Below are 19,230 nucleotides of genomic sequence, written 5' to 3'. Positions count from 1 at the left end.
GCCCCTGCTCCTGCTCCTGCTCCCCCGACCTCTCGAGGACCCACCGTGCTCCACCATGCCTCCCCCACCTCCCTCGCCGGCGTCGACGTCTGGGACGGCCACGGCGCCCTCGGCCCGAGCACCGTCAGCTGGGGCCCCGCGCGGCCCGGCATCGCGACGGACGCCGTGGTCACCGAGGTGGAGCCGGCAGAGCCGTCGGCCCGCTTCGAGGGGCTGTCGCTCGTGCCCGGCCTCGTCGACACCCACGTCCACCTGATCGGGAACGCGGGAGGCGCCTCCTCGGGGTTCCTGACCTGGCCGCTCGTGACGCCCCCCACCGAGCAGGTGCTGCACGGCCTGGCCCACGCCCGGCGTGCCCTGGCCGGCGGGGTCACCACCCTGCGCGACCTGTCGGCCGACGAGGTGCAGTTCTCGCTGGCGCGCGCCGTGGAGGCGGGGCTCGTCGAGGCGCCGCGGATCCTCGCGCACGGCATGGTGAGCATGACGGGAGGGCACGGCGACATGTTCGTGCCCCCGGGGGTCGACCCGCGCCTCCGGAAGCCCACCGCCGACGGCGTCGACGCCTGCCGGGCCCTGGTGCGGACGCACGCGCGTGCGGGGGCGACGGGCATCAAGATCGCGACGAGCGGCGGGCTGCTCTCCGAGGGCGACGCCCCCTCCTGGCGCAACCACACGAGCGCCGAGATCGACGCGATCGTCGACGAGGCGCACGCGCTCGGCCTGCTCGTCGCGGCCCACGCCCACACCGCCGAGGGCATCCGCGTGGCCCTCCGCGCGGGCGTCGACTCGATCGAGCACGCCACACAGCTCGACGGCGACCTCGCCCGGCAGGTCGTGGCGGCCGGGCTGCCCGTCGCCCCCACGCTGCTGATCAACGACGCCATCGCCGAGGGCTCGGTGCCCGTCTCGGCCGAGCAGCGCGAGACGGCGGCCGCGCTCGTCGCGACCCGCGACCCTGCGTTCCGCGCCGCCGCCGAGGTCGGCGTCGACTTCGTGCTCGGCACCGACGCCAACGGGTTCCACGTCGCGTTCGGCGACCAGATGCGCGAGCTGCGGCGGATGGGCGACGTGTTCGGCTGGTCGCCCGAGCGGGTGCTCCGGGCGGGCACGTCGCGGGCGGCGGCGGCGATCGGCCGGTCGACGCAGCTCGGCCGCGTGGCGGTCGGGGCCGCCGCCGACTTCGTGCTGCTGCGCGGGCGCCCGTGGGAGGACGCGGCCGCGCTCGACCGTGACGCGATCGTCGCGGTCGTGGCCCGCGGGCGGGTGGTCGCGGGGGCGCTGCCCGCGGCCTGAGGACGGCACGGCCCGCCAGCGCCGCCCGCCCTGTGCGGGCCGGCCCGGCCCTGACCTCAGCCCTTCCGCTGCGCCCGGTACCCCACCGGCGTCGACCCGTGCACCGCCTTGAACTGGCGCGAGAAGTAGAAGGGGTCGACGTAGCCCACCCGCTCCGCCACCAGCCCGACCGGCAGGTCGGTGGTGTCGAGCAGCTCCCGGGCCCGCGCCATGCGCAGCTGCGTCTGGTACCGCAGCGGGGTCGACCCGGTCTCCGCCTTGAAGCGCGCCGCGAAGTGCGACGGGCTGAGCCGGGCGAGGGCCGCGAGCTCCTCGACCGAGACGCGCTCGGTGACGTGCTTGCGCAGGTAGTCCTGCGCCTGCTCGACCGCCGACTCCCGCGGGCTGCCGACCCGGCGCTCCGAGCAGAGCAGGGCCATGAGGTGCCACGCGGCGCCCGAGGCGGCGAGCACGCTCGCGAAGGTCTGGTCGCGCTCCATCGCCTGCACGACCTCCTCGATCAGCGCGACGACGCGGTAGACGTCGGTGAGCTGCCGCACGGGCGCCGACGCGGTCAGGCCGGCGACGCGGAGGAACTCGGCGAGGTCGCGCCCGTCGAGGTGCAGCCACCAGAGCGTCCAGGGCGCGGCGTCGTCCGAGCCGTACTCGTGCGCCGTCTCGGGCGGCACCACGACGACCTGCCCGGCGCTGACGACGTGGCGCACGCCGCCGACCTCGCACCAGCCGCCGCCTCGCACGCAGACGAGCACGACGCTCTGCGGCACCCCGGCGGGGCGGGCCATGCCGTGCGCGCGGGCCTCGGGGAAGTACCCCGCGTCGGTCACGACGAGGTGCGACGTGCCCGGCTGCGTGAGGGCGGTGCGCACCGCCTGGCGGGGCATGACGAGCAGCCGCTGCCCGGGGAAGCCGTCCTCGATGGTCATGGGTCGATGATGACGCACCGATCGTCGTTTCGTCCAGGGACGCCGGTGGATCGGGCGTTCCGGAGGCGCGGGTCGGCTCCGTACGCTGGCCCCATGCTCACCGCCGAGTCGAGGTTGACTCTTCCCCCCGTGCCCGCTGACCAGGCCTCGGCAGGCGTCGCCGCCTGGTCGGAGCCCCTCGTCGTCGACACCTACCTGCCGGGCGAGCCCGACAGGTACCCGGCCTTCCTCGACTCCCGGGTCTACCAAGGATCGTCCGGGCGGGTCTTCCCGCTGCCGTTCCACGAGCGCATCGAGGCCGAGAAGCGGCCCCACGCGTGGGACGCCGTGCACCTCGAGAACGAGTGGCTGCGCCTCGTCGTCCTGCCGCAGCTCGGCGGCCGCATCCACGTGGCCTACGACAAGACGGCCGACTACGACATCTTCTACCGCAACAACGTCGTCAAGCCCGCGCTCGTCGGCCTCGCCGGGCCCTGGATCTCCGGCGGCGTCGAGTTCAACTGGCCCCAGCACCACCGCCCCGCGACGTTCCTCCCCACCGACGTGTCGATCGAGCGCGAGGCCGACGGGGCCGTCACCGTGTGGTGCTCCGACCACGACCCCTTCGCGCGGATGAAGGGCATGCACGGCATCCGCCTGCGGCCCGGCTCCTCGCTGATCGAGGCCCGCGTGCGGCTCTTCAACCGCAGCGACGAGACGCAGACCTTCCTCTGGTGGGCGAACGTCGCCGCCGCGGTCAACGACGACTACCAGTCGTTCTTCCCGACCGACGTACGGCACGTGGCCGACCACGCGAAGCGCGCCGTCGTCGACTTCCCACGGGTCGCCGGCGAGTACTACGGCGTCGACTACCCCGCGCGCGTCGACGCCGACCACCCCGACGGCGACCGGCTCGACTGGTACCGCAACATCCCGGTGCCGACCTCGTACATGGTCACGCACACCGACGACGACTTCTTCGGCGGCTACGACCACGGCCGTCGGGCCGGCTTCGTCCACTGGGCCGACCGGGCGATCTCCCCCGGCAAGAAGCAGTGGACGTGGGGCGACGCTCCCTTCGGCTGGGCCTGGGACGACAACCTCACCGACGGCGACGGCCCCTACGTCGAGCTCATGGCCGGCGTGTACACCGACAACCAGCCCGACTTCTCCTTCCTCACGCCCGGCGAGACGAAGACCTTCAGCCAGTTCTGGTACCCGATCACCGAGATCGGCCCGGCTCACCAGGCGACGCGCGACGCCGCGCTGCGTGTCGACCTGCCCGAGGAGGGGCCCGCGGTGCTCCGCGTCGGCCTCGCCGTGACGCACGCCCACCCCGCCGTCGACGTCGTCGTCCGGGCCCGCGACGGCCGGGTGCTCGACCAGCACCGCGTCGCCGTCGCGCCCGGCTCGCCCGCGGTGCTCGACCGCCCGCTGCCCGAGGGCACGGTGCTCGACGACGTCCTGGTGGAGGCGCGGGCCGAGGGGCGCGTGCTCGTCGCGGTCGACGGCCGCAGCGTGGCCGCCCAGCTCGACGCCGAGGGCGGCGCGGACGGCACCGACGGCACCGACGGCACCGGCACCGTCGACGCCCCGGCCGCCGCGGTCGCTCCGCCGGCCCCCGCCGACGTCGCCACCGTCGACGAGCTCTTCCTCGTCGGCCAGTACCTGCAGCAGTACCGCCACGCGACCCGGTCGCCCGAGCCGTACTGGCGGGAGGCGCTCCGTCGCGACCCCGGAGACGTGCGGGTCAACGTCGCGCTGGCGACGCTCCTGCACGACTCCGCCCGCTGGGGCGAGGCGCTCGACCTGCTGCGCACGGCCGTGACGCGCCAGCTGGCCTGGGCGCCGAACCCTGCCGACGGTGAGCCGCTCTACCGGCTCGGCCTCACCCTCACCCGCCTCGGCCGGGGGGCGGAGGCGCAGGAGGCGCTGGCGAAGTCCGCCTGGAACGCCGCCTGGGCCGGGCCCGCCTCGCTGGCCCGCGCGCGCCTCCTCGGCCGCTCCGACCCCGCCGCCGCGGAGCAGCTACTCCGCGCCGTGCTGCGCCGCGACGCCGACAACCTGCAGGCCCGCGACCTCCTCGTCCTGACCCTCCGCGACCTCGACCGGCGCGACGAGGCGGACGACCTGCTGCACGAGACGCTGGCCCTCGACCCGCTCGACCAGTGGGCCCGGCACCTCGCCGGCCGGGTCCTCTCCGACGACTCCCCCACCCTGCTCGACGTCGCCCTCGAGTACGGCTCGGCCGGGTACCTCGACGAGGCCCTCTCGGTTCTCGACCTCGCCCAGGCGCAGCTCCCCCGTGCCGCTCAGGGCCAGGTGAACGTGGGCCCCCTGCTCGGCTACCACCGCGCCTCCCTGCTGGCCCGGGCCGGCCGCACGGCCGAGGCCCGCCGCGCCCTCGTCTCGCTGCACGCCGTCGACGCCACCCGCTGCCTGCCGTCGCGGCTCGACGACGTCACCGTGCTGCTCGAGGCCGTGCAGGTGGTGCCGGCCGACGGCCTCGCCTGGTCGCTGCTCGGCAGCTGGTACTACGCCCACGGCCGCGGCGCCGACGCCGCCGACGCGTGGCGTCGGGCCCTCCAGGGCGACCTCGACGACGCCCAGGCCGCGGTCGTCGAGCGCAACCTCGGCGTGGCCGCCTACAACGTCGCCCACGACCCCGAGGCGGCGGCCGAGCACTACGCCGCGGCCCGCCAGCTCCGGCCCGACGACTCGCGCCTGCTCTTCGAGAGCGACCAGCTCGCCGAGCGCCGTGGGGTGCCCGCGGCCGAGCGACTCGACGCCCTCGAACGGCAGTCGGCCCTCGTGCTCGAGCGCGACGACCTCAGCGTCGTCCGCGCCCGGCTGCTCACCGCCGTCGGCCGTCACGACGACGCCCTCGCCGCGGTGCGCGCTCGTCGGTTCCAGCCCTGGGAGGGCGGCGAGGGCCAGGTGCTCGGCGCCTGGGAGGCCGCCTCGCTGGCGGCCGCCCGCGCGGCGCTCGCCGCGGGCGGCGCCGACACGGCGCACGACCACGTCGTCGCCGCGCTCGAGCCCCCGACGACCCTGGGCGAGGCCCGCCACCCCCTGCAGACGACGGCGGAGCTCCACCTCGCCCTCGGCGACGCCCTCGCCGCCCGCGGAGACGACGACGCCGCCCGGTGGGCCTGGCGGCAGGCGGCCGACGCCACGGGCGACTTCGCCGGCATGGCCGCCCAGGCCTTCACCGAGCGGAGCGCCGCGTCGGTGACCGCCCTGACCAGGCTCGGCGCTGACGACGAGGCGCGGGCCCTGCTCCGCCGGTTCGACGCGTTCGTCGTCGAGCTGGCCGCCACCCCGGCCGAGGTCGACTACTTCGCCACCTCGCTGCCCACGATGCTGCTCTTCCAGGACGACCCGCAGCAGGGGCGCGACGCCGACGTCACCCGGCTGCGCCACGTGGTCGCCGAGCTGTGGACGGGGCTGGGCCACGAGCCCTCCCCCGTCGACCCCACCACCCCCGACCCGACCGCCCCCGCGGTCACGTCCGGCGACGACGCCGGGCGCCCCTAGGAAGGAACCATGACCACCATGTCGACACCGATCAGGCCGAGGGCGCGACGCCGCGTCCTCTCCGCCGCCGCGCTCCTCGCGGCGGCCGCCGCCCTCGCGGGCTGCTCCATCCCCAGCGCCGACGGCGGCGAGGGCGGCGCCGAGCGCATCGGCGCCCTCTACCTCGACTCGCAGGGCTTCTACGGCGGCGTCAAGAAGGGCGTCCAGGACGCCGCGGACGCCGACTCGAAGAAGGTCGACTTCCTCGAGTCGACCTCGGCGGGCGACGTCTCGAAAGAGAGCTCGTTCATGAACACGCTCACCTCCTCCGGCGTCAGCGCGATCATCATGTCCGCGGTCTCGACCGACGGCAGCGTGCCCGCGGTGCGCCAGGCCAGCGAGGCCGGGATCCCGGTCATCTGCTACAACACCTGCGTCAGCGACGACGCCGTCGACCAGTACGTCACGGCCTGGGTGCTCGGCGACCCGCTGAAGTTCGGCGGCGACCTCGGCACGCAGGCGGCGGCGTACTTCACCGAGGCCGGCATCACGGCCCCGAAGATGGGCGTCATCAACTGCGAGCAGTACGAGGTCTGCCAGCAGCGCTTCGAGGGCTTCTCCGAGGCCCTGACCGCAGCGCTGCCCGGCACGGTCTTCGTCGCGAACCAGGAGGGCGCCGAGGTCGACCAGGCGGTCTCGACCGCCGAGCAGATGCTCAGCGCGAACCCCGACCTCGACGGGCTCTACGGCGAGGCCGGCGGCGCGACCGTCGGGGCCTACAAGGCCGTCCAGACCCGCGGCCTCACCGGTCAGGTCGCCGTCTTCGGCTCCGACATGACGTCCGACATCGCGGCCGAGCTCGCCGACGGCTCCGTGCTCAAGGCCGTCGTCGACATCAGCGGCATCGAGGCGGGCAAGCTCGCCTTCGCCGCCGCGCAGGACGCCATCGACGGGAAGACCCCCGACGAGAAGGTCGTCGCGGCGCCGATCGACCTCTACCTGCCCGCCGACGCGGCCGGGTGGACCGAGACCCACCCCGACGGTCTCCCGTGATCGGCACGGTGAGCCCGGCCCCCGCCGGGCTCACCGTCGCCCCTCTCCCCCACCACCACCCGATCCCCGGAGGATCCCCTTGTCAGAGTCGACAGCCGACACCCCGATCGCGCCGCTCGATCCCGCCCGCGACCGCGGCGCCCCCATCGCCGAGGCCCGCGGCGTCAGCCAGGTCTACCCCGGCGTCACCGCCCTCGACGGGGTCGACTTCGCCGTCCACGCCGGCGAGGTCCGCGCCCTGCTCGGCCAGAACGGCGCCGGCAAGTCGACGCTGATCCGCCTGCTCAGCGGCGTCGAGACCCCCAGCGCCGGTGAGGTCCTGCTCGGCGGGCAGCCGCTCGGCGACGGCGGCGTCACCGCCGCCTCCGCCGCGGGCGTCGCCACGTGCTACCAGGAGCTCAGCCTCGTGCCCGGCGTCACCGTCGCCGAGAACCTCGCCATGGGCCGCTGGCCCCGCGGCCGGTTCGGCATCGACACCCGCGCGATGGTCGAGCGGGCCCGCGCGACCTTCGAGCGCCTCGGGGCCGACATCGACGTGCACGCCGAGGTCGCCGGGCTCACGCTCGCCCAGCAGCAGATCGTCGAGATCGGCCGTGCCCTGCAGGACGACCCGCGCCTGCTCATCCTCGACGAGCCGACGAGCGCGCTCGCGGCGGCGGAGGTCGACCTCGTGCTCGACACCGTCAAGCGGCTCGCCGCCCAGGGCGTCGCGGTGCTCTACGTCAGCCACCGGATGGACGAGATCCGTCAGATCGCCGACACCGCGACCGTGATGCGCAACGGCAAGGTCGTCGAGACCGTCTCCATCGCGGGCAGCGACACCGCCCACATCATCGAGCTGATGATCGGCGCCGACCCCGAACAGCGGGCCGTCGCGACGCGACCGGTCACCTCAGGCGAGGTGCTCCTCCGCGTCGACGACCTCGACGTGGCCCCGAAGCTCCGGGGCGTCAGCTTCGAGGGCCGGGCCGGCGAGGTGCTCGGCATCGCGGGGCTCCTCGGCTCCGGGCGCACCGAGCTGCTCCAGGCGATCGCGGGCTTCCGGCCGGCGACGGGCGGCACCGTCTCGATCGCGGGCTCCGTCGTCGACCGGCCCACCGCCTCCCGCATGCTGGCCCTCGGGGTCGGCATGACCCCGGAGGACCGCAAGGGCCGCGGCGTCGTGCCCGGCCTCGGCATCGACGAGAACATCGTCATGAGCGACTTCGGCCGGGTCACCCGGGGAGGCGCGCTGTCGGCCGGGGCGATCGCCACCGCCACGAAGGCGCTCGCCGACCGGCTCAGCATCAAGGCCCACGACCTCTCGCGCCCGATCAGCACCCTCAGCGGCGGCAACCAGCAGAAGGCGGTCATCGCCCGCTGGCTGCACGCCGACAGCCGCGTGCTCCTCCTCGACGAGCCCACCCGGGGCGTCGACGTCGAGGCGAAGGCGCAGATCTACGAGATCATGCGCGCCGTCGCCGACACCGGCAAGCTCGTCGTCTTCGTCTCGAGCGAGATCGAGGAGCTGCCCCTGGCCTGCGACCGCGTGCTCGTCCTCCGCGACGGCGGCCTCCGCGAGGAGTACCGCGCCCCCGACATCTCCCTGCCCGTGCTGCTCCAGGCCTCCATGGTCTCGAGCTGAAGAAGGACGACCCGATGACCTCCACGCTCGACTCCACCACCACCTCGGCCACGCCCGGCGACCGCCACCGCGGCGGCGCCGTCGGCCGCGTCCGCGACGCGTTCCGTCGCAACACCACCCTCGTCAACATCGTCGGCCTGCTGGTCGCGATCGTCGTGCTGTACCTCTACCTGATGTTCAACGCGGTGGGCTTCTTCACCGTCGCCAACCAGAGCGGGCTGCTCCGCGACGCCGCGCTGATCGGCATCGCCGCGACGGGCATGACCCTCGTCATCATCGCTGGCGAGATCGACGTGAGCACCGGCCCGGCCGTCGCCCTGTCGTCGGTCATCGTCGCCGTGGCGATGACCCAGTGGGGGCTGCCCGCGCTGCTCGCCATCCTGATCACGCTCGTGGTCGGGGCGGGCTGGGGCGCGCTCGCCGGCGTGCTGCGGGCCCGCTTCCTGGTGCCGTCGTTCATCGCGACGCTCGGGCTCTGGAGCGTGCTGCGCGGCCTCGGCCAGTTCAGCACCGACGCGCTGCCCGTGCCGCTGCCCCTCGACGAGCCGGTCATGCCCTTCCTCACCGGCACCGTGCTCGGCGTGCCGACCCCGGCCGTCATCATGATCGTCGCCTTCCTGGTCTTCGCCTTCGTCGCCCGCAAGACGGCCTTCGGCCGCTCGGTCTTCGCCATCGGCGGCAACGCCGCGGCGGCCCGGCTCGCAGGCATCAAGGTGGCCCGGGTGAGGGTGCTGCTCTTCGCGATCATGGGCATGCTCGGCGCCCTGAGCGGCGTGCTGCTCGCCGCCCGCCTCGGCTCGGGCAACGCCGGTGCGGCCAACGGCCTCGAGTTCGACGTCATCGCCGCGGTCGTGATCGGCGGCACCGCGATGTCGGGCGGGCGCGGCAGCCTCGTCGGCACCTTCCTCGGCGTGATCTTCATCACGCTGATCGGCAACGGGCTCGTGCTGCTCGGCGTCGACTCCTTCCTCCAGAGCGTCGTGCGCGGTGTGATCATCGTGCTCGCCGTCCTGCTCAACGTCACCCTCTCCCGCAAGCGCGGGTCGATCGAAGAGAGCTAGGCCATGACCACCACCGTCCCCTCCCCCGAGGCCGCGACCCGCGCCTCCTCGCCCACCGGCACCATGCAGGGCGTGTTCCTGCCCGGCGACGGCACCGCCGAGCTGCGGACGCACGACGTGCCGACGCCCGGCCCCGGGCAGGTGCTCGTGCAGGTCGGCGCTAGCGGCATCTGCGGCAGCGACATCGGCTTCATCTACAACGGCTACAAGACGCACAAGGGCCTCGACGGCGCGCCCGCCTACAAGGGCGTCGTCGCGGGCCACGAGCCGTGCGGGCGCATCGTGTCGGCGGGGCCCGGGGTCACCCGTTTCGGCGTCGGCGACGACGTCATCGTCTACCACATCCAGGGCTGCGGCCGGTGCCGCAACTGCCGCGCGGGCTACTTCATCAGCTGCACCGACCAGCCGCACAAGGCGTCGTACGGCTGGCAGCGCGACGGCGGCCACGCGGAGTACGTGCTGGTCGACGAGTCGACCTGCGTGCCCCTGCCCGACGGACTCTCGTACGTCGACGGCGCGCTGATCGCCTGCGGCTTCGGCACGGCCTACGAGGGCCTCCGCCGCACGGGCGTCCACGGCGGAGAAGACCTGCTCGTCGTCGGCCTGGGCCCGGTCGGCCTCGCCGCCGCCATGCTCGGGCGGATGCTCGGCGCCCGCCGCGTCATCGGGGTCGAGCGGTCGGCCGAGCGCATCGAGTTCGTCCGTGCGACCGGACTCGTCGACGACGTCGTGCTGGCCGACGGCGACGCCGTCGAGAACGTGCTCGCGCTCACCGACGGCGTGGGCTGCCAGGTCACGGTCGACTGCTCGGGCAGCACGCCGGGTCGCCTCACCGCGGTCGAGGCCGCGGCGGAGTGGGGCCGGGTGGGGCTGCTCGGCGAGGGCGGCCGGCTCGAGACCGAGGTCTCGGACACCCTCCTGCACAAGCAGCTCACGATCACCGCGTCGTGGGTGACGTCGCTGCAGGGCATGGAGGACGTCGCGCGCATGATCGCCGAGGGCGGCCTCAGCCCCCAGATCGTCGTCTCGCACACCCTGCCGCTCACCGACGCCGACGAGGCCTACCGGATCGCCGCGGCCGGCGCGACCGGCAAGGTCGTCCTCGTGCCGACCGGAGCCCCGGTGCGCGAGGAGCCCGCCGCCCGGGCCACGACGATCGGGCACCCGGCCTCGTGACGGTGCGGGTCGAGTCGGTCGGGGCTGGCGAGCACGACGGCCTCCCGCTGATCAGGGTCGTGACCGACGAGCTGGAGCTGACCTTCGCGCCGACCCGTGGGGGGCGCCTCCTCTCGCTCGTGCACGGCGGCCGGGAGCTGCTCTGGCGCGACCCCGCCCTGCTCGACGGCGCGCTGCGGCCGGTCGTGCCGCTCTCGACCTGGCCGGCCGGCGACGGCGGCATGTCGACCTGGGCGAACGTCGGCGGGTCGAAGACCTGGCCCGCCCCCCAGGGCTGGTCAGGCCCCGACGAGTGGGCCGGGCCGCCCGACCCCGTGCTCGACTCGGGCACCTGGTCGGCGTCGTGGACGGTCGACGAGTCCGTCGCCGTGGTCACGCTCACCAGCCCCGACGACCCGCGCTCGGGCCTGCGGGTGACGCGTCGGTTCACGGTGCGTGACGGGTCGACCCGCCTCGACCAGCACGTCACCTTCGAGAACGTGTCGTCGACGACCCGGCGATGGGCGATCTGGGAGGTCTGCCAGGCCGACACGGCCGCCGGCGCCGTCTCCCCGTCCGCCGGGTCGTCGGTGGTCGTGCCCCACGACCGGGTCGCCGACGAGCTCGACCTCGGCACCTACGAGGGCGAGCTGCCCAGCGGACGACGCGGCCACGACGTCGTGCTGCCCCTCGGCACCGGCGTCGCCAAGCGGGGCTACCCCGGAGCCTCGGGGTCGGTCGCCCTGCACGACGAGGGCGGCCCCGTGCTCGCGCTGTCGACGACGCCCGCGACGACGGGCACGTGGCCCGACGGCGGCGCGAAGGTCGAGGTCTGGCTGCAGCGCCCGACGGCCGAGCCGATCGCGTCGTTGGAGGGGCTCCACCCGTCGGCGCACCTCGTCGAGCTGGAGGTGCTCGGGCCGCTCGAGACCCTGCAGCCGGGCGACGCGTCGACGCTCGAGATCGAGTGGCGGGTCGGGCCGGCGTAGCCGGCCGATCCGGGCCGAGGTGCGACGACGTCGCCGAGGTGCTCCGCTCGGGGCCCGACGCGGCGAGCACGTGCGCCCGCCCCGACGATCCGTGCGGGCGGGTCAGCGTCCCCCCGGGCGGGTCAGCGCCCCTCCGGGCGGGTCAGCGTCAGCGACGCCGAGCAGTGGGGCGGGTCCACGTCCCTCTGGGCGGGTCGGCGCCGACCCGCCCATGAGGACACCGACCCGCCGCACCTCACGAGGAGCACTCAGGCCCCGTGACGGCACCGACCGGGCCGCCCGCGTCCGGCGCCCCACCGCCCCCGCGGTATCGTCGTCCGTCGACGATCAGGGAGGCTGGGCAGTGGAAGAACCGTCGGGGCACGACGCCCTCAGCCGCGACGGCGTGCGCGAGGTGTTCGGCACCGACCCCACCTGGGCGCTGCTGCGCAGCTCGAACAGCCGCTGGATCCTCCCCCTCTTCTCCCGCCACCTCGAGCGCGCCGAGGGCCCCGTCTCGGCCGACTGGTTCCACCAGGCCGTCGCGGAGGCGCTGGCCGAGAACGCCGCGGAGGCCGCGGCCGGCGAGACGGCGAGCGCCACCGACACCACCCCCGGGGAGGCGCCCGCCGGCCCCGCAGAGACCGCCGACCTCCCCGAGGCCAAGACCCCGGCGGACTACTGCCGCGGCTGGGTCGACAGCCGATGGCTGATCCGCACCCGCGCCTCCGGCGAGGAGGACGGCCAGGCCGCCCGGGCCCGCTACCGCCTCTCGCCGCACGCCCTCAAGGCGCTGCGCATCGTCCGCGAGCTGGCCGAGGCCGACAACGCCGTCTCCGAGGCCCGCTTCGGCAGCATCGCGCACGCCGTCCGCCAGCTCGCCGGCCTCGCCGACCCCGACCCCGCGTCGCAGGTCGCCCGGATCGACGAGCAGATCGCCGAGCTGCAGCGCCGCCGCGACGAGGTCGAGCGGCACGGCCCCGTCCCCGCGACCGCCGACGTCGTGTCGCGCCAGGTGCGCGAGGTCGTGCGGCTGACCGCGTCGCTGCCCGAGGACTTCCGCCAGCTCAGCGCCATGGTCGAGCAGCGCCACCGCGAGGTCGCCCGCCGCGCGACCCACGAGCACGTCGGCAAGGGCGCGCTCGTCGAGCAGTACCTCCGCGAGAACGACCTGCTCGAGCAGACCCCCGAGGGCCGCGCCTACCGCGGCTTCGCCCAGATGCTCTCGTCGCGCGAGATCGACGTGATGCGCGCCGACATCGACAAGGTGCTCTCGCAGCCCGGCGCCGCCGAGCACCTCACCGAGCGGCAGCGCGAGCAGCTCGAGCAGCTGATCTCGTCGCTGCTCGCCGAGGAGCAGTCCGTGCAGGAGACCTACGGGCGCTGGACGTCGTCGCTCCGCCGGTTCCTCAGCCGGTCGGGCGCCGAGAAGCACCAGCGTCTGCTGACCCTCGCCGAGCGCGCCCTCCACGCCGGCGCCGCCTGGGCCGAGCGTCGCCCCGGCGCCGCCGTGCTGCCCGAGGACGTGCTCGGCCTCGGCCCCGTCGACGTCGTCGACGTCAGCCAGGTGCAGCTCTGGAGCGAGCGCGGCCGCCCCACCGTCGAGGTGCGCGTGGCCGAGGGCGACGCCGCCCTGCCCGCCGCCGACCGCGCCGCGCTCCGCCTCACCGCGGGCACCAGCCCGGCGGCGGTCGCCGCGACGATCGACCGCCTGCTCGACGAGGGCGACGGCCGTGACGAGGTCACGAGCGCCGACGTCTACCGCGCCACCGAGCCCGAGTTCCGCCGTCTCGCGCTGGTGCTGAGCATGCTCGACCTCGCCGTCGAGCGCGGCGTCGTCACCGACGAGACCGAGTCGGTCGTGCTGACGCCCGACGACCCGTCCGGCACCGGGGCCGGAGCACCCCGGGGAGGCGCCCCCCGCGAGGTCACGCTGCCCCGGTTGGTCTTCACCCGGGACGCACCCCCGCCCGGCGCCGACGCCCCCGCCCCCGCCCCCGCCCCCGACGACACCGCCCGCACCCTCCAGGGAGACCCCGCATGACCGCCGCACCGACCGACGACCTCCGCCCGGCCGACGCGACGCCCGGCGAGGCGGCCGACGCGACGACCGACGCGACGCCCGACTCCGATGACGCCCCCGCCCGCCCCGTCTCCGACGAGCTCCCCCTCGCCGGCCGCAAGGCCCTGGTCACGCTGATGACGCACCGCTTCATCAGCCGCGCGACGCAGAAGGAGGCGTGGGCCGGCCTCCTGGCGCACGAGCCCGAGATCCGTGCCCGCCTGGCCGAGATGTTCCTCGAGCTCGAGGTCGACCGCGGCTACGAGGTCGCCTTCAAGCGCCAGGTCGGCGGCGACGACGCCCCCGTGCTGCTGCGGCGCGAGAAGCCGCTGTCGCGTGACGCGTCGTTCCTGCTGATCTTCCTGCGCCGCGAACACGCCTACGCCGACGGCGACGACGACGCGGTCGTGGTCTCGCGCGACCAGGTCGCCGAGTTCCTCGGCCGGTTCCACGACGACACCGCCCACGACGAGGTCCGCGCCCTGCGCCGTGTCGACGCCGCGATCGCCGCGATGGTCGCCCGTGACCTGCTCGAGCCCGAGCCCGACGACCCGTCGCTCTTCGTCGTCGCCCCCGCGATCGTGCCGCTCGTCCGCCCCGAGCAGCTGCGGCACTTCGAGCGCGTGTACCTCGAGGCCGCGGGCGCCGAGCCGGAGGCCGGCGCGCCCGCGGCGAGCGCCGCCGCTCCGGGCGAGCTGGACGAGCCCGACGAGATGACCGACCTCGACCCCGAGGCCGAGCCCGACGACGGCGACGCACCGGGCTCCGGAGACGCCGCCGGGCCCCGCGCCGACGCGGACGGCGCCCCCGCCCCCGACGACGCGCCCCGCGCCTCCGACACGGCCCTCGACCTGCCGCTCGACCTCCCCCTCGACCCGGAAGCAGACCAGGCATGACCCCCGCCTCCCCCGCCGACGCGCCCCGCGCCTCCCGCACGCCCGTCGAGGCCGGCACCGCCCCTGCCGTCCCCGCCGACGTGACGGCCGCCACCACGCCCGCGCCCCCCGTCACCCCCGCGCTCGACGTCGACGTCGAGCCCGCCGACGCCCCCGACCTCGGCATGTTCCACTCGGGCCAGTACCGCATCGAGCTCGTGCAGCTGCTCAACTGGGGCAGCTACGCGGGCCTGCACCGCATGCCCGTGGGGCGGGGCGGCATCGCCATCCTCGGCCCGACCGGGCGGGGCAAGTCGACGGTGCTCGACGCGATGGCCGCGGTCATCATGCCGAACCCGCAGGAGTTCAACCGGGCCGCCCGCGACGACTCGCGCCAGCGCTCCGAGCGCACCGTCTACAGCTACGCACGGGGCAAGACCGACGAGGTGCGCGACGCCGACTCCGACCGCACGACGACGCGGTTCCTCCGCCCGCTGGGCGAGTCGTTCGCGAGCGGCGCCGCGATCACCTGGAGCACCGAGCTCGGCGAGACCCTCACCGCCGTGCGCCTCGCCTGGATCGGCCCCGACACCGCCAGCCAGGACGACGTCACGCAGGCGAGCGTCTACCTGCTCGTGCGCGGGCGCTTCGACCTCAGCCGGCTGACCGACGTCCGCCGCGACGAGACGAGCACGTCGCCGCTGACGAAGAGCTCGCTCACCCGCCTCGTCGACCCGGCGCACGACCTCGTCACCTACTCGCAGCCCGAGCTCCGCGTGCAGCTCTGCGCGCGGCTCGGCATCGGCGGCAGCGACGAGTCGCAGCTGAAGGCGCTGACGCTGCTGCGGCGGGCGCAGGCGTCGAAGGGCGTCTTCTCGATCGACGAGCTGTTCAAGCAGTTCGTGCTGACGCAGCCGAAGGCGCTCTCGCGGTGGGAGACGACGCTGGCGACCTACCGCGAGGCGTCGCAGCTCTACGACGTGTTCGAGACGACGCGGCGGAAGCTGGACGTGCTCGAGCCGGTGCCGGGCCTCGCCGAGCGCTGGCGCACCGCGGGCGACGACGCGACCGCCAAGCGCCGTCTGCTGGCCGGCGGCGACGACGAACCGCGCCGGCTCGACGTCTGGCTGGCCGAGGCGGTCGGCAGCTGGGTCGGCGGCGAGGTCGACCGGGTGCAGACCGAGAAGCGCGGCCACGTCGAGACGAGGAGGCGCGCCGCCGAGGCCGCGGAGGCCGCCCTCCGTGCCCGCGAGCAGGCCCTGGCGCAGATCGCCGACCTCGGCGGCGACCCCTCGCACTCGCTCCGTGAGCAGGTGCGCTGGGCCGGGGAGGCGCTCGGTCGCGTCGAGAAGGAGCACCGCCGCTTCGCAGCCCCGCTCGAGGGCGTCGGCGAGCCGGTGCCCACGACCGCGGACGAGCTGGAGTCGCTGCGCACGCGGGCGACGGAGCTCGCGGCTGAAGAGGCGGCGGCCCGCCGCGAGCACGACGAACTGCGCGGCGACCTCGCGGCCCGGATCGCCGAGACGCGGCGGTCGGTCGGCGAGCGCCAGCGCGAGAAGGAGTCGTTCGAGCGGCGCCGCAGCAACGTGCCCGACGACGCGGTCGAGCGACGTCGGCGCATCGCCGACGGCACGGGCGTGCCGGTCGCCCGGCTGCCCTACGCGGGCGAGCTGTTCGAGGTCGCCACGGAGCACCGCGACTGGACGACCGCGATCGAGAGGGTGCTCGGCGACCTGGCCACGCACCTCCTCGTCGACCCCGACGACTTCGACGCCGTGCGCCGCTTCGTCGACCGGGAGGACATGCGCGGCCGCGTCACCCTCGTGCCCGCGACGCCGGGCCTGACGCCGACGCGCACGCCCGTCGCGCGCACCGTGCCGTCGATGCTCGTGTTCGACGAGGCGAGCCCGTTCGTGGGCTGGCTGCGCGACGAGGTCGTCGACGACCGCAGCGTGCTCTGCGTCGACGACGCGTCGGCGCTCGACGACCCGCTGCCCGTCGGGGCGAAGGGCGCCGTGACGCGCTCGGGCCTCCGCACTGGCTCACGTCGTCGGGTGACGAAGGACGACCGGCGGGTCCGCTCCTGGATCGGCCTCGACAACACCGGCCGGGTCGCCGAGCTGACGGCCGAGATCACCGTGCTGACGGAGTCGCTCGACGCGGCGCGCGCGGAGTGGGACGCCGCCGAGACGGTCGCCACCGCCCGCCGCACGGTCGTCGAGACCGTGGCGCGCGCCGCCGCCGTGGAGTGGTCGGACGTCGACCCCGCGCCGGCGCGGGCCCGTCTCGCCGACCTGCAGGCGCAGCTCGAGCGGGTCGCGGTCGAGCGCCCCGAGGTGACGGCGCTGCAGGCCGAGGCCGCGGCGCAGGACGAGGCGCGGCTCGAGGCCGTGCGTCGCGGGGCCGAGGTTCAGCAGGTGCTCGACCAGCTCGAGGCGACGCACGCGACCCTGGTCGACATCGAGGACGCGTTCAGCGACGCCTCGGGCGCCGACCCCCTGACCGACGACGAGCGCGTGCTGCTCGCGCCGCTGCCGTTCGCGGCGCCGCGCGAGGTGGCCGACGTCGAGCGCACGCGCCGTGAGGCGGCGGCGCAGCTGCGGGCGCAGGTCGATGCGCACGACCGCGAGCGGACGCAGCACGAGCTCACGCTCGAGCTCGTCTTCACGCGCTACCTCGAGCTCGACCCGAACGCCGGCTTCGACGCGTCGATCGAGAGCCTGCCAGCAGTGCTGGCGATCCATCGCACGCTCGTCGACGACGACCTCCCGAACGCGAAGCAGCGCTGGCTGGCGAAGGCCGGGGCCAGCGTGGGCGACAGCCTGCGGGCGCTGCTGGTGCAGATCGAAGAGGACGGGCACGTCATCCGTCGCGGCGTCCGGCCCATCTCGCAGGCGCTGGCCGCGATCGAGTTCCGGCAGGGGTCGACGCTCGACATCGAGCCGCGGCCGGTGTCGAACAGCGACCTGGCCGAGTTCAAGCGGACGCTGCGCGAGCACACGGGCGGCGGGGGCGGCGGTTCTGCTGCGGGCGCCGGCGGCTCAGCGGCCTCGGCCGTCGATCCCCGTGACCCCGGCGAGATCGAGCGCCGCTTCCTGCGCCTGCGTCGCGACCTGGCCAGCCTCGAGGAGCGCTCGAAGTCAGGCGAGGCGTGGCGTCGTCGGGTGCTCGACGCGCGCGAGCACTACCAGTTCCGGGCGATCGAGACGAGGCGTGACGGCACGCAGATCGTGCACGAGGGAGTCGCGGGCAAGTCAGGAGGCGAGGGCCAGGAGCTGATCGCGTTCGTGCTCGGTGCCGCGCTGCGCTTCCGGCTCGGCGACGGCACCGACCGGGTGCCGACCTACGCACCGATCGTGCTCGACGAGGGCTTCGTGAAGGCCGACACGGAGTACACCGGCCGGGCGCTCTCGGCGCTGCGGTCGCTGGGCTTCCAGTTGGTGGTCGGCGCCCCGCGAGACAAGGTGAACGCCTTCGAGCAGCACGTCGAGAGCGTGGCGTACATCTCGAGCGACCCGATGAACCCCGAGCTGTCGCGCATCTACCCCCTCAAGATCCGCGAGGCGATGGAGGTCGAGCGCCACGGCCTCGACCCCGCCGCCCTGGCCTAGCCCGCCGAGTGGTCGCGACCTGCTCCTCCCGCCCCTCGGGAGCAGCAGATCGCGCCCACTCGCCCCGCGCCTCCCCCTCTCCCCCTCTCCCCCTCCGAATTTGAGAGGGATCTGTCCCCGCCGGGTGAACAAGCGTCCCGTCCCTTCCGAATCTGAGAGGGATCGGCGCCTGACGCACCGGTGAGCCTGAAGGAGTCGCGGGTCGGCACCCGGATCTCTCTCGCTTTCCGCAGACCCTAGGCTCGGCCCGTGCTCTTCTCCCCGCCGCCGGAACCGCCGCCGTCCGACCCGGCGCTGGTGGCGCCCACCCTGTACCGGATGTCGCTGCCGGGCGAGCCCGGAGTCGTGCGTGGCTGGTTGTCCGTCTCGAGGGCGTGGACCTGGGACGTGGAGGGCCCCTGGTGGAGGCGGCGGCGCGTGAGGCCGCACCTGTACGGCGAGTGGGCCCTGAACTGGAACGAGGACCTGGACTACTCCGTGTTCTACGCACACCCCGACTACTGGAACCCGTACTCCTGCGGCCTGCCGCTCGACGCCCCGGACCTCGCGGAGATCGACCGTGGCGAGTTCACCTTCAGCGACCGTGTCCTGGCGCTGGAGCCCGTCGACCCCCACGACGAGCCCGACGTCTGGCGGGCCCGCTGGGACTCCTGCGCGGGCTGACCCACGCGCAGCCGGGCTGGCAGGCGGGGCCGCCCGTCACCTCACCGCCCGGCGACCTCGGCGTCCCGCTCGACGCGCCCCGCCGCCCGGTGCGCGGCGACTCCGCCCACGGCCGTCCCGGCGAGCAGCGCTCCGCACCCGGCGAGGATGCTCGCCGCGGCCTCCCCGTCGGTCCACCCCGTGACGAGCGGGAGCACCGAGGCGACCGTCGCGACGGCGCACCCGACGACGACCGCCGGCAGGGCGGCGCGGTGCCCGGCCTGCCAGGTAGCCGTGGACTCCATGACGGAGGGGATGCGCAGCCCGGCCAGGGCGTTCGGGGCGAGGCGCCCGCGGGCCGCGGCGGTGACGACCGCCACGACGAGGACGTTGCTGAGGACGAGGATGACGACGGCGACCAGCATCGCTCCAGGCTAGGACCGGGCGCCTCGGCGGCGCCTCCCCCGT

13 protein-coding genes are annotated in these 19,230 nt (G+C 75.0%); 11 read left to right on the top strand and 2 right to left on the bottom strand.

The annotated features are described in order from the left end of the window. Nucleotides 1-45 precede the first annotated feature (45 nt). Entirely contained in the window at nucleotides 46-1,293 is a 1,248-nt protein-coding gene (locus tag IFT45_RS07305; protein WP_192127491.1) for an amidohydrolase family protein, read from the top strand. A 56-nt stretch (nucleotides 1,294-1,349) separates the two neighbouring features. On the opposite strand, the gene IFT45_RS07300 is transcribed toward IFT45_RS07305, so the two are convergent. Beyond that, nucleotides 1,350-2,216 (bottom strand): AraC family transcriptional regulator, encoded by an 867-nt coding sequence (locus IFT45_RS07300; RefSeq protein ID WP_056055314.1) that lies wholly within the window; start codon nucleotides 2,214-2,216, stop codon nucleotides 1,350-1,352. A gap of 93 nt (nucleotides 2,217-2,309) precedes the next feature. On the opposite strand from IFT45_RS07300, the gene IFT45_RS17635 reads away from it, so the two are divergent. The 10 genes from IFT45_RS17635 (at nucleotide 2,310) to IFT45_RS07250 (ending at nucleotide 18,783) form a co-directional block, all read left to right on the top strand. Further along, nucleotides 2,310-5,732 (top strand): DUF5107 domain-containing protein, encoded by a 3,423-nt coding sequence (locus IFT45_RS17635; protein WP_192127490.1) that lies wholly within the window; start codon nucleotides 2,310-2,312, stop codon nucleotides 5,730-5,732. Between the two features lie 9 nt (nucleotides 5,733-5,741). Next, entirely contained in the window at nucleotides 5,742-6,764 is a 1,023-nt protein-coding gene (locus tag IFT45_RS07290) for a substrate-binding domain-containing protein (protein ID WP_192127489.1), read from the top strand. Between the two features lie 79 nt (nucleotides 6,765-6,843). Continuing rightward, nucleotides 6,844-8,388 (top strand): sugar ABC transporter ATP-binding protein, encoded by a 1,545-nt coding sequence (locus IFT45_RS07285; protein WP_082514389.1) that lies wholly within the window; start codon nucleotides 6,844-6,846, stop codon nucleotides 8,386-8,388. 14 nt (nucleotides 8,389-8,402) lie between these two features. Beyond that, on the top strand, nucleotides 8,403-9,449 hold the full coding sequence (locus IFT45_RS07280; protein WP_192127488.1) for an ABC transporter permease: 1,047 nt from the start codon (nucleotides 8,403-8,405) through the stop codon (nucleotides 9,447-9,449). A gap of 3 nt (nucleotides 9,450-9,452) precedes the next feature. Then, nucleotides 9,453-10,625: a zinc-binding dehydrogenase gene (locus tag IFT45_RS07275; RefSeq protein ID WP_197982290.1), complete on the top strand. Its 1,173-nt coding sequence runs from the start codon at nucleotides 9,453-9,455 to the stop codon at nucleotides 10,623-10,625. A gap of 59 nt (nucleotides 10,626-10,684) precedes the next feature. Beyond that, nucleotides 10,685-11,593 (top strand): hypothetical protein, encoded by a 909-nt coding sequence (locus IFT45_RS07270; protein ID WP_192127487.1) that lies wholly within the window; start codon nucleotides 10,685-10,687, stop codon nucleotides 11,591-11,593. 343 nt (nucleotides 11,594-11,936) lie between these two features. Then, nucleotides 11,937-13,616 carry a DUF3375 family protein gene (locus IFT45_RS07265; protein ID WP_192127486.1) on the top strand — a complete coding sequence of 560 codons (1,680 nt, stop codon included), beginning with the start codon at nucleotides 11,937-11,939 and terminating at the stop codon, nucleotides 13,614-13,616. Beyond that, a complete protein-coding gene (locus IFT45_RS07260; RefSeq protein ID WP_192127485.1) occupies nucleotides 13,613-14,530 on the top strand; it encodes a DUF4194 domain-containing protein in 918 nt (305 codons plus the stop codon). The genes IFT45_RS07265 and IFT45_RS07260 overlap by 4 nt, the downstream gene beginning before the upstream one ends. Next, nucleotides 14,527-18,120 (top strand): SbcC/MukB-like Walker B domain-containing protein, encoded by a 3,594-nt coding sequence (locus IFT45_RS07255; RefSeq protein ID WP_192127484.1) that lies wholly within the window; start codon nucleotides 14,527-14,529, stop codon nucleotides 18,118-18,120. Before IFT45_RS07260 ends, IFT45_RS07255 begins: the two co-directional genes overlap by 4 nt. Nucleotides 18,121-18,537: 417 nt before the next feature. Continuing rightward, complete coding sequence (locus IFT45_RS07250; protein WP_192127482.1) at nucleotides 18,538-18,783, top strand: hypothetical protein; 246 nt, start codon at nucleotides 18,538-18,540, stop codon at nucleotides 18,781-18,783. A 41-nt stretch (nucleotides 18,784-18,824) separates the two neighbouring features. On the opposite strand, the gene IFT45_RS07245 is transcribed toward IFT45_RS07250, so the two are convergent. Then, nucleotides 18,825-19,187, bottom strand: a complete 363-nt coding sequence (locus tag IFT45_RS07245; RefSeq protein ID WP_192127481.1) for an SdpI family protein — start codon at nucleotides 19,185-19,187, stop codon at nucleotides 18,825-18,827. Nucleotides 19,188-19,230 lie beyond the last annotated feature (43 nt).

This window comes from Frigoribacterium sp. CFBP 13707 (assembly GCF_014842245.1).
Lineage (GTDB): Bacteria > Actinomycetota > Actinomycetes > Actinomycetales > Microbacteriaceae > Frigoribacterium > Frigoribacterium endophyticum.
The sequence above is the reverse complement of the archived record's forward strand: the minus strand, read 5'-3'. Positions and strand labels throughout refer to the sequence as shown.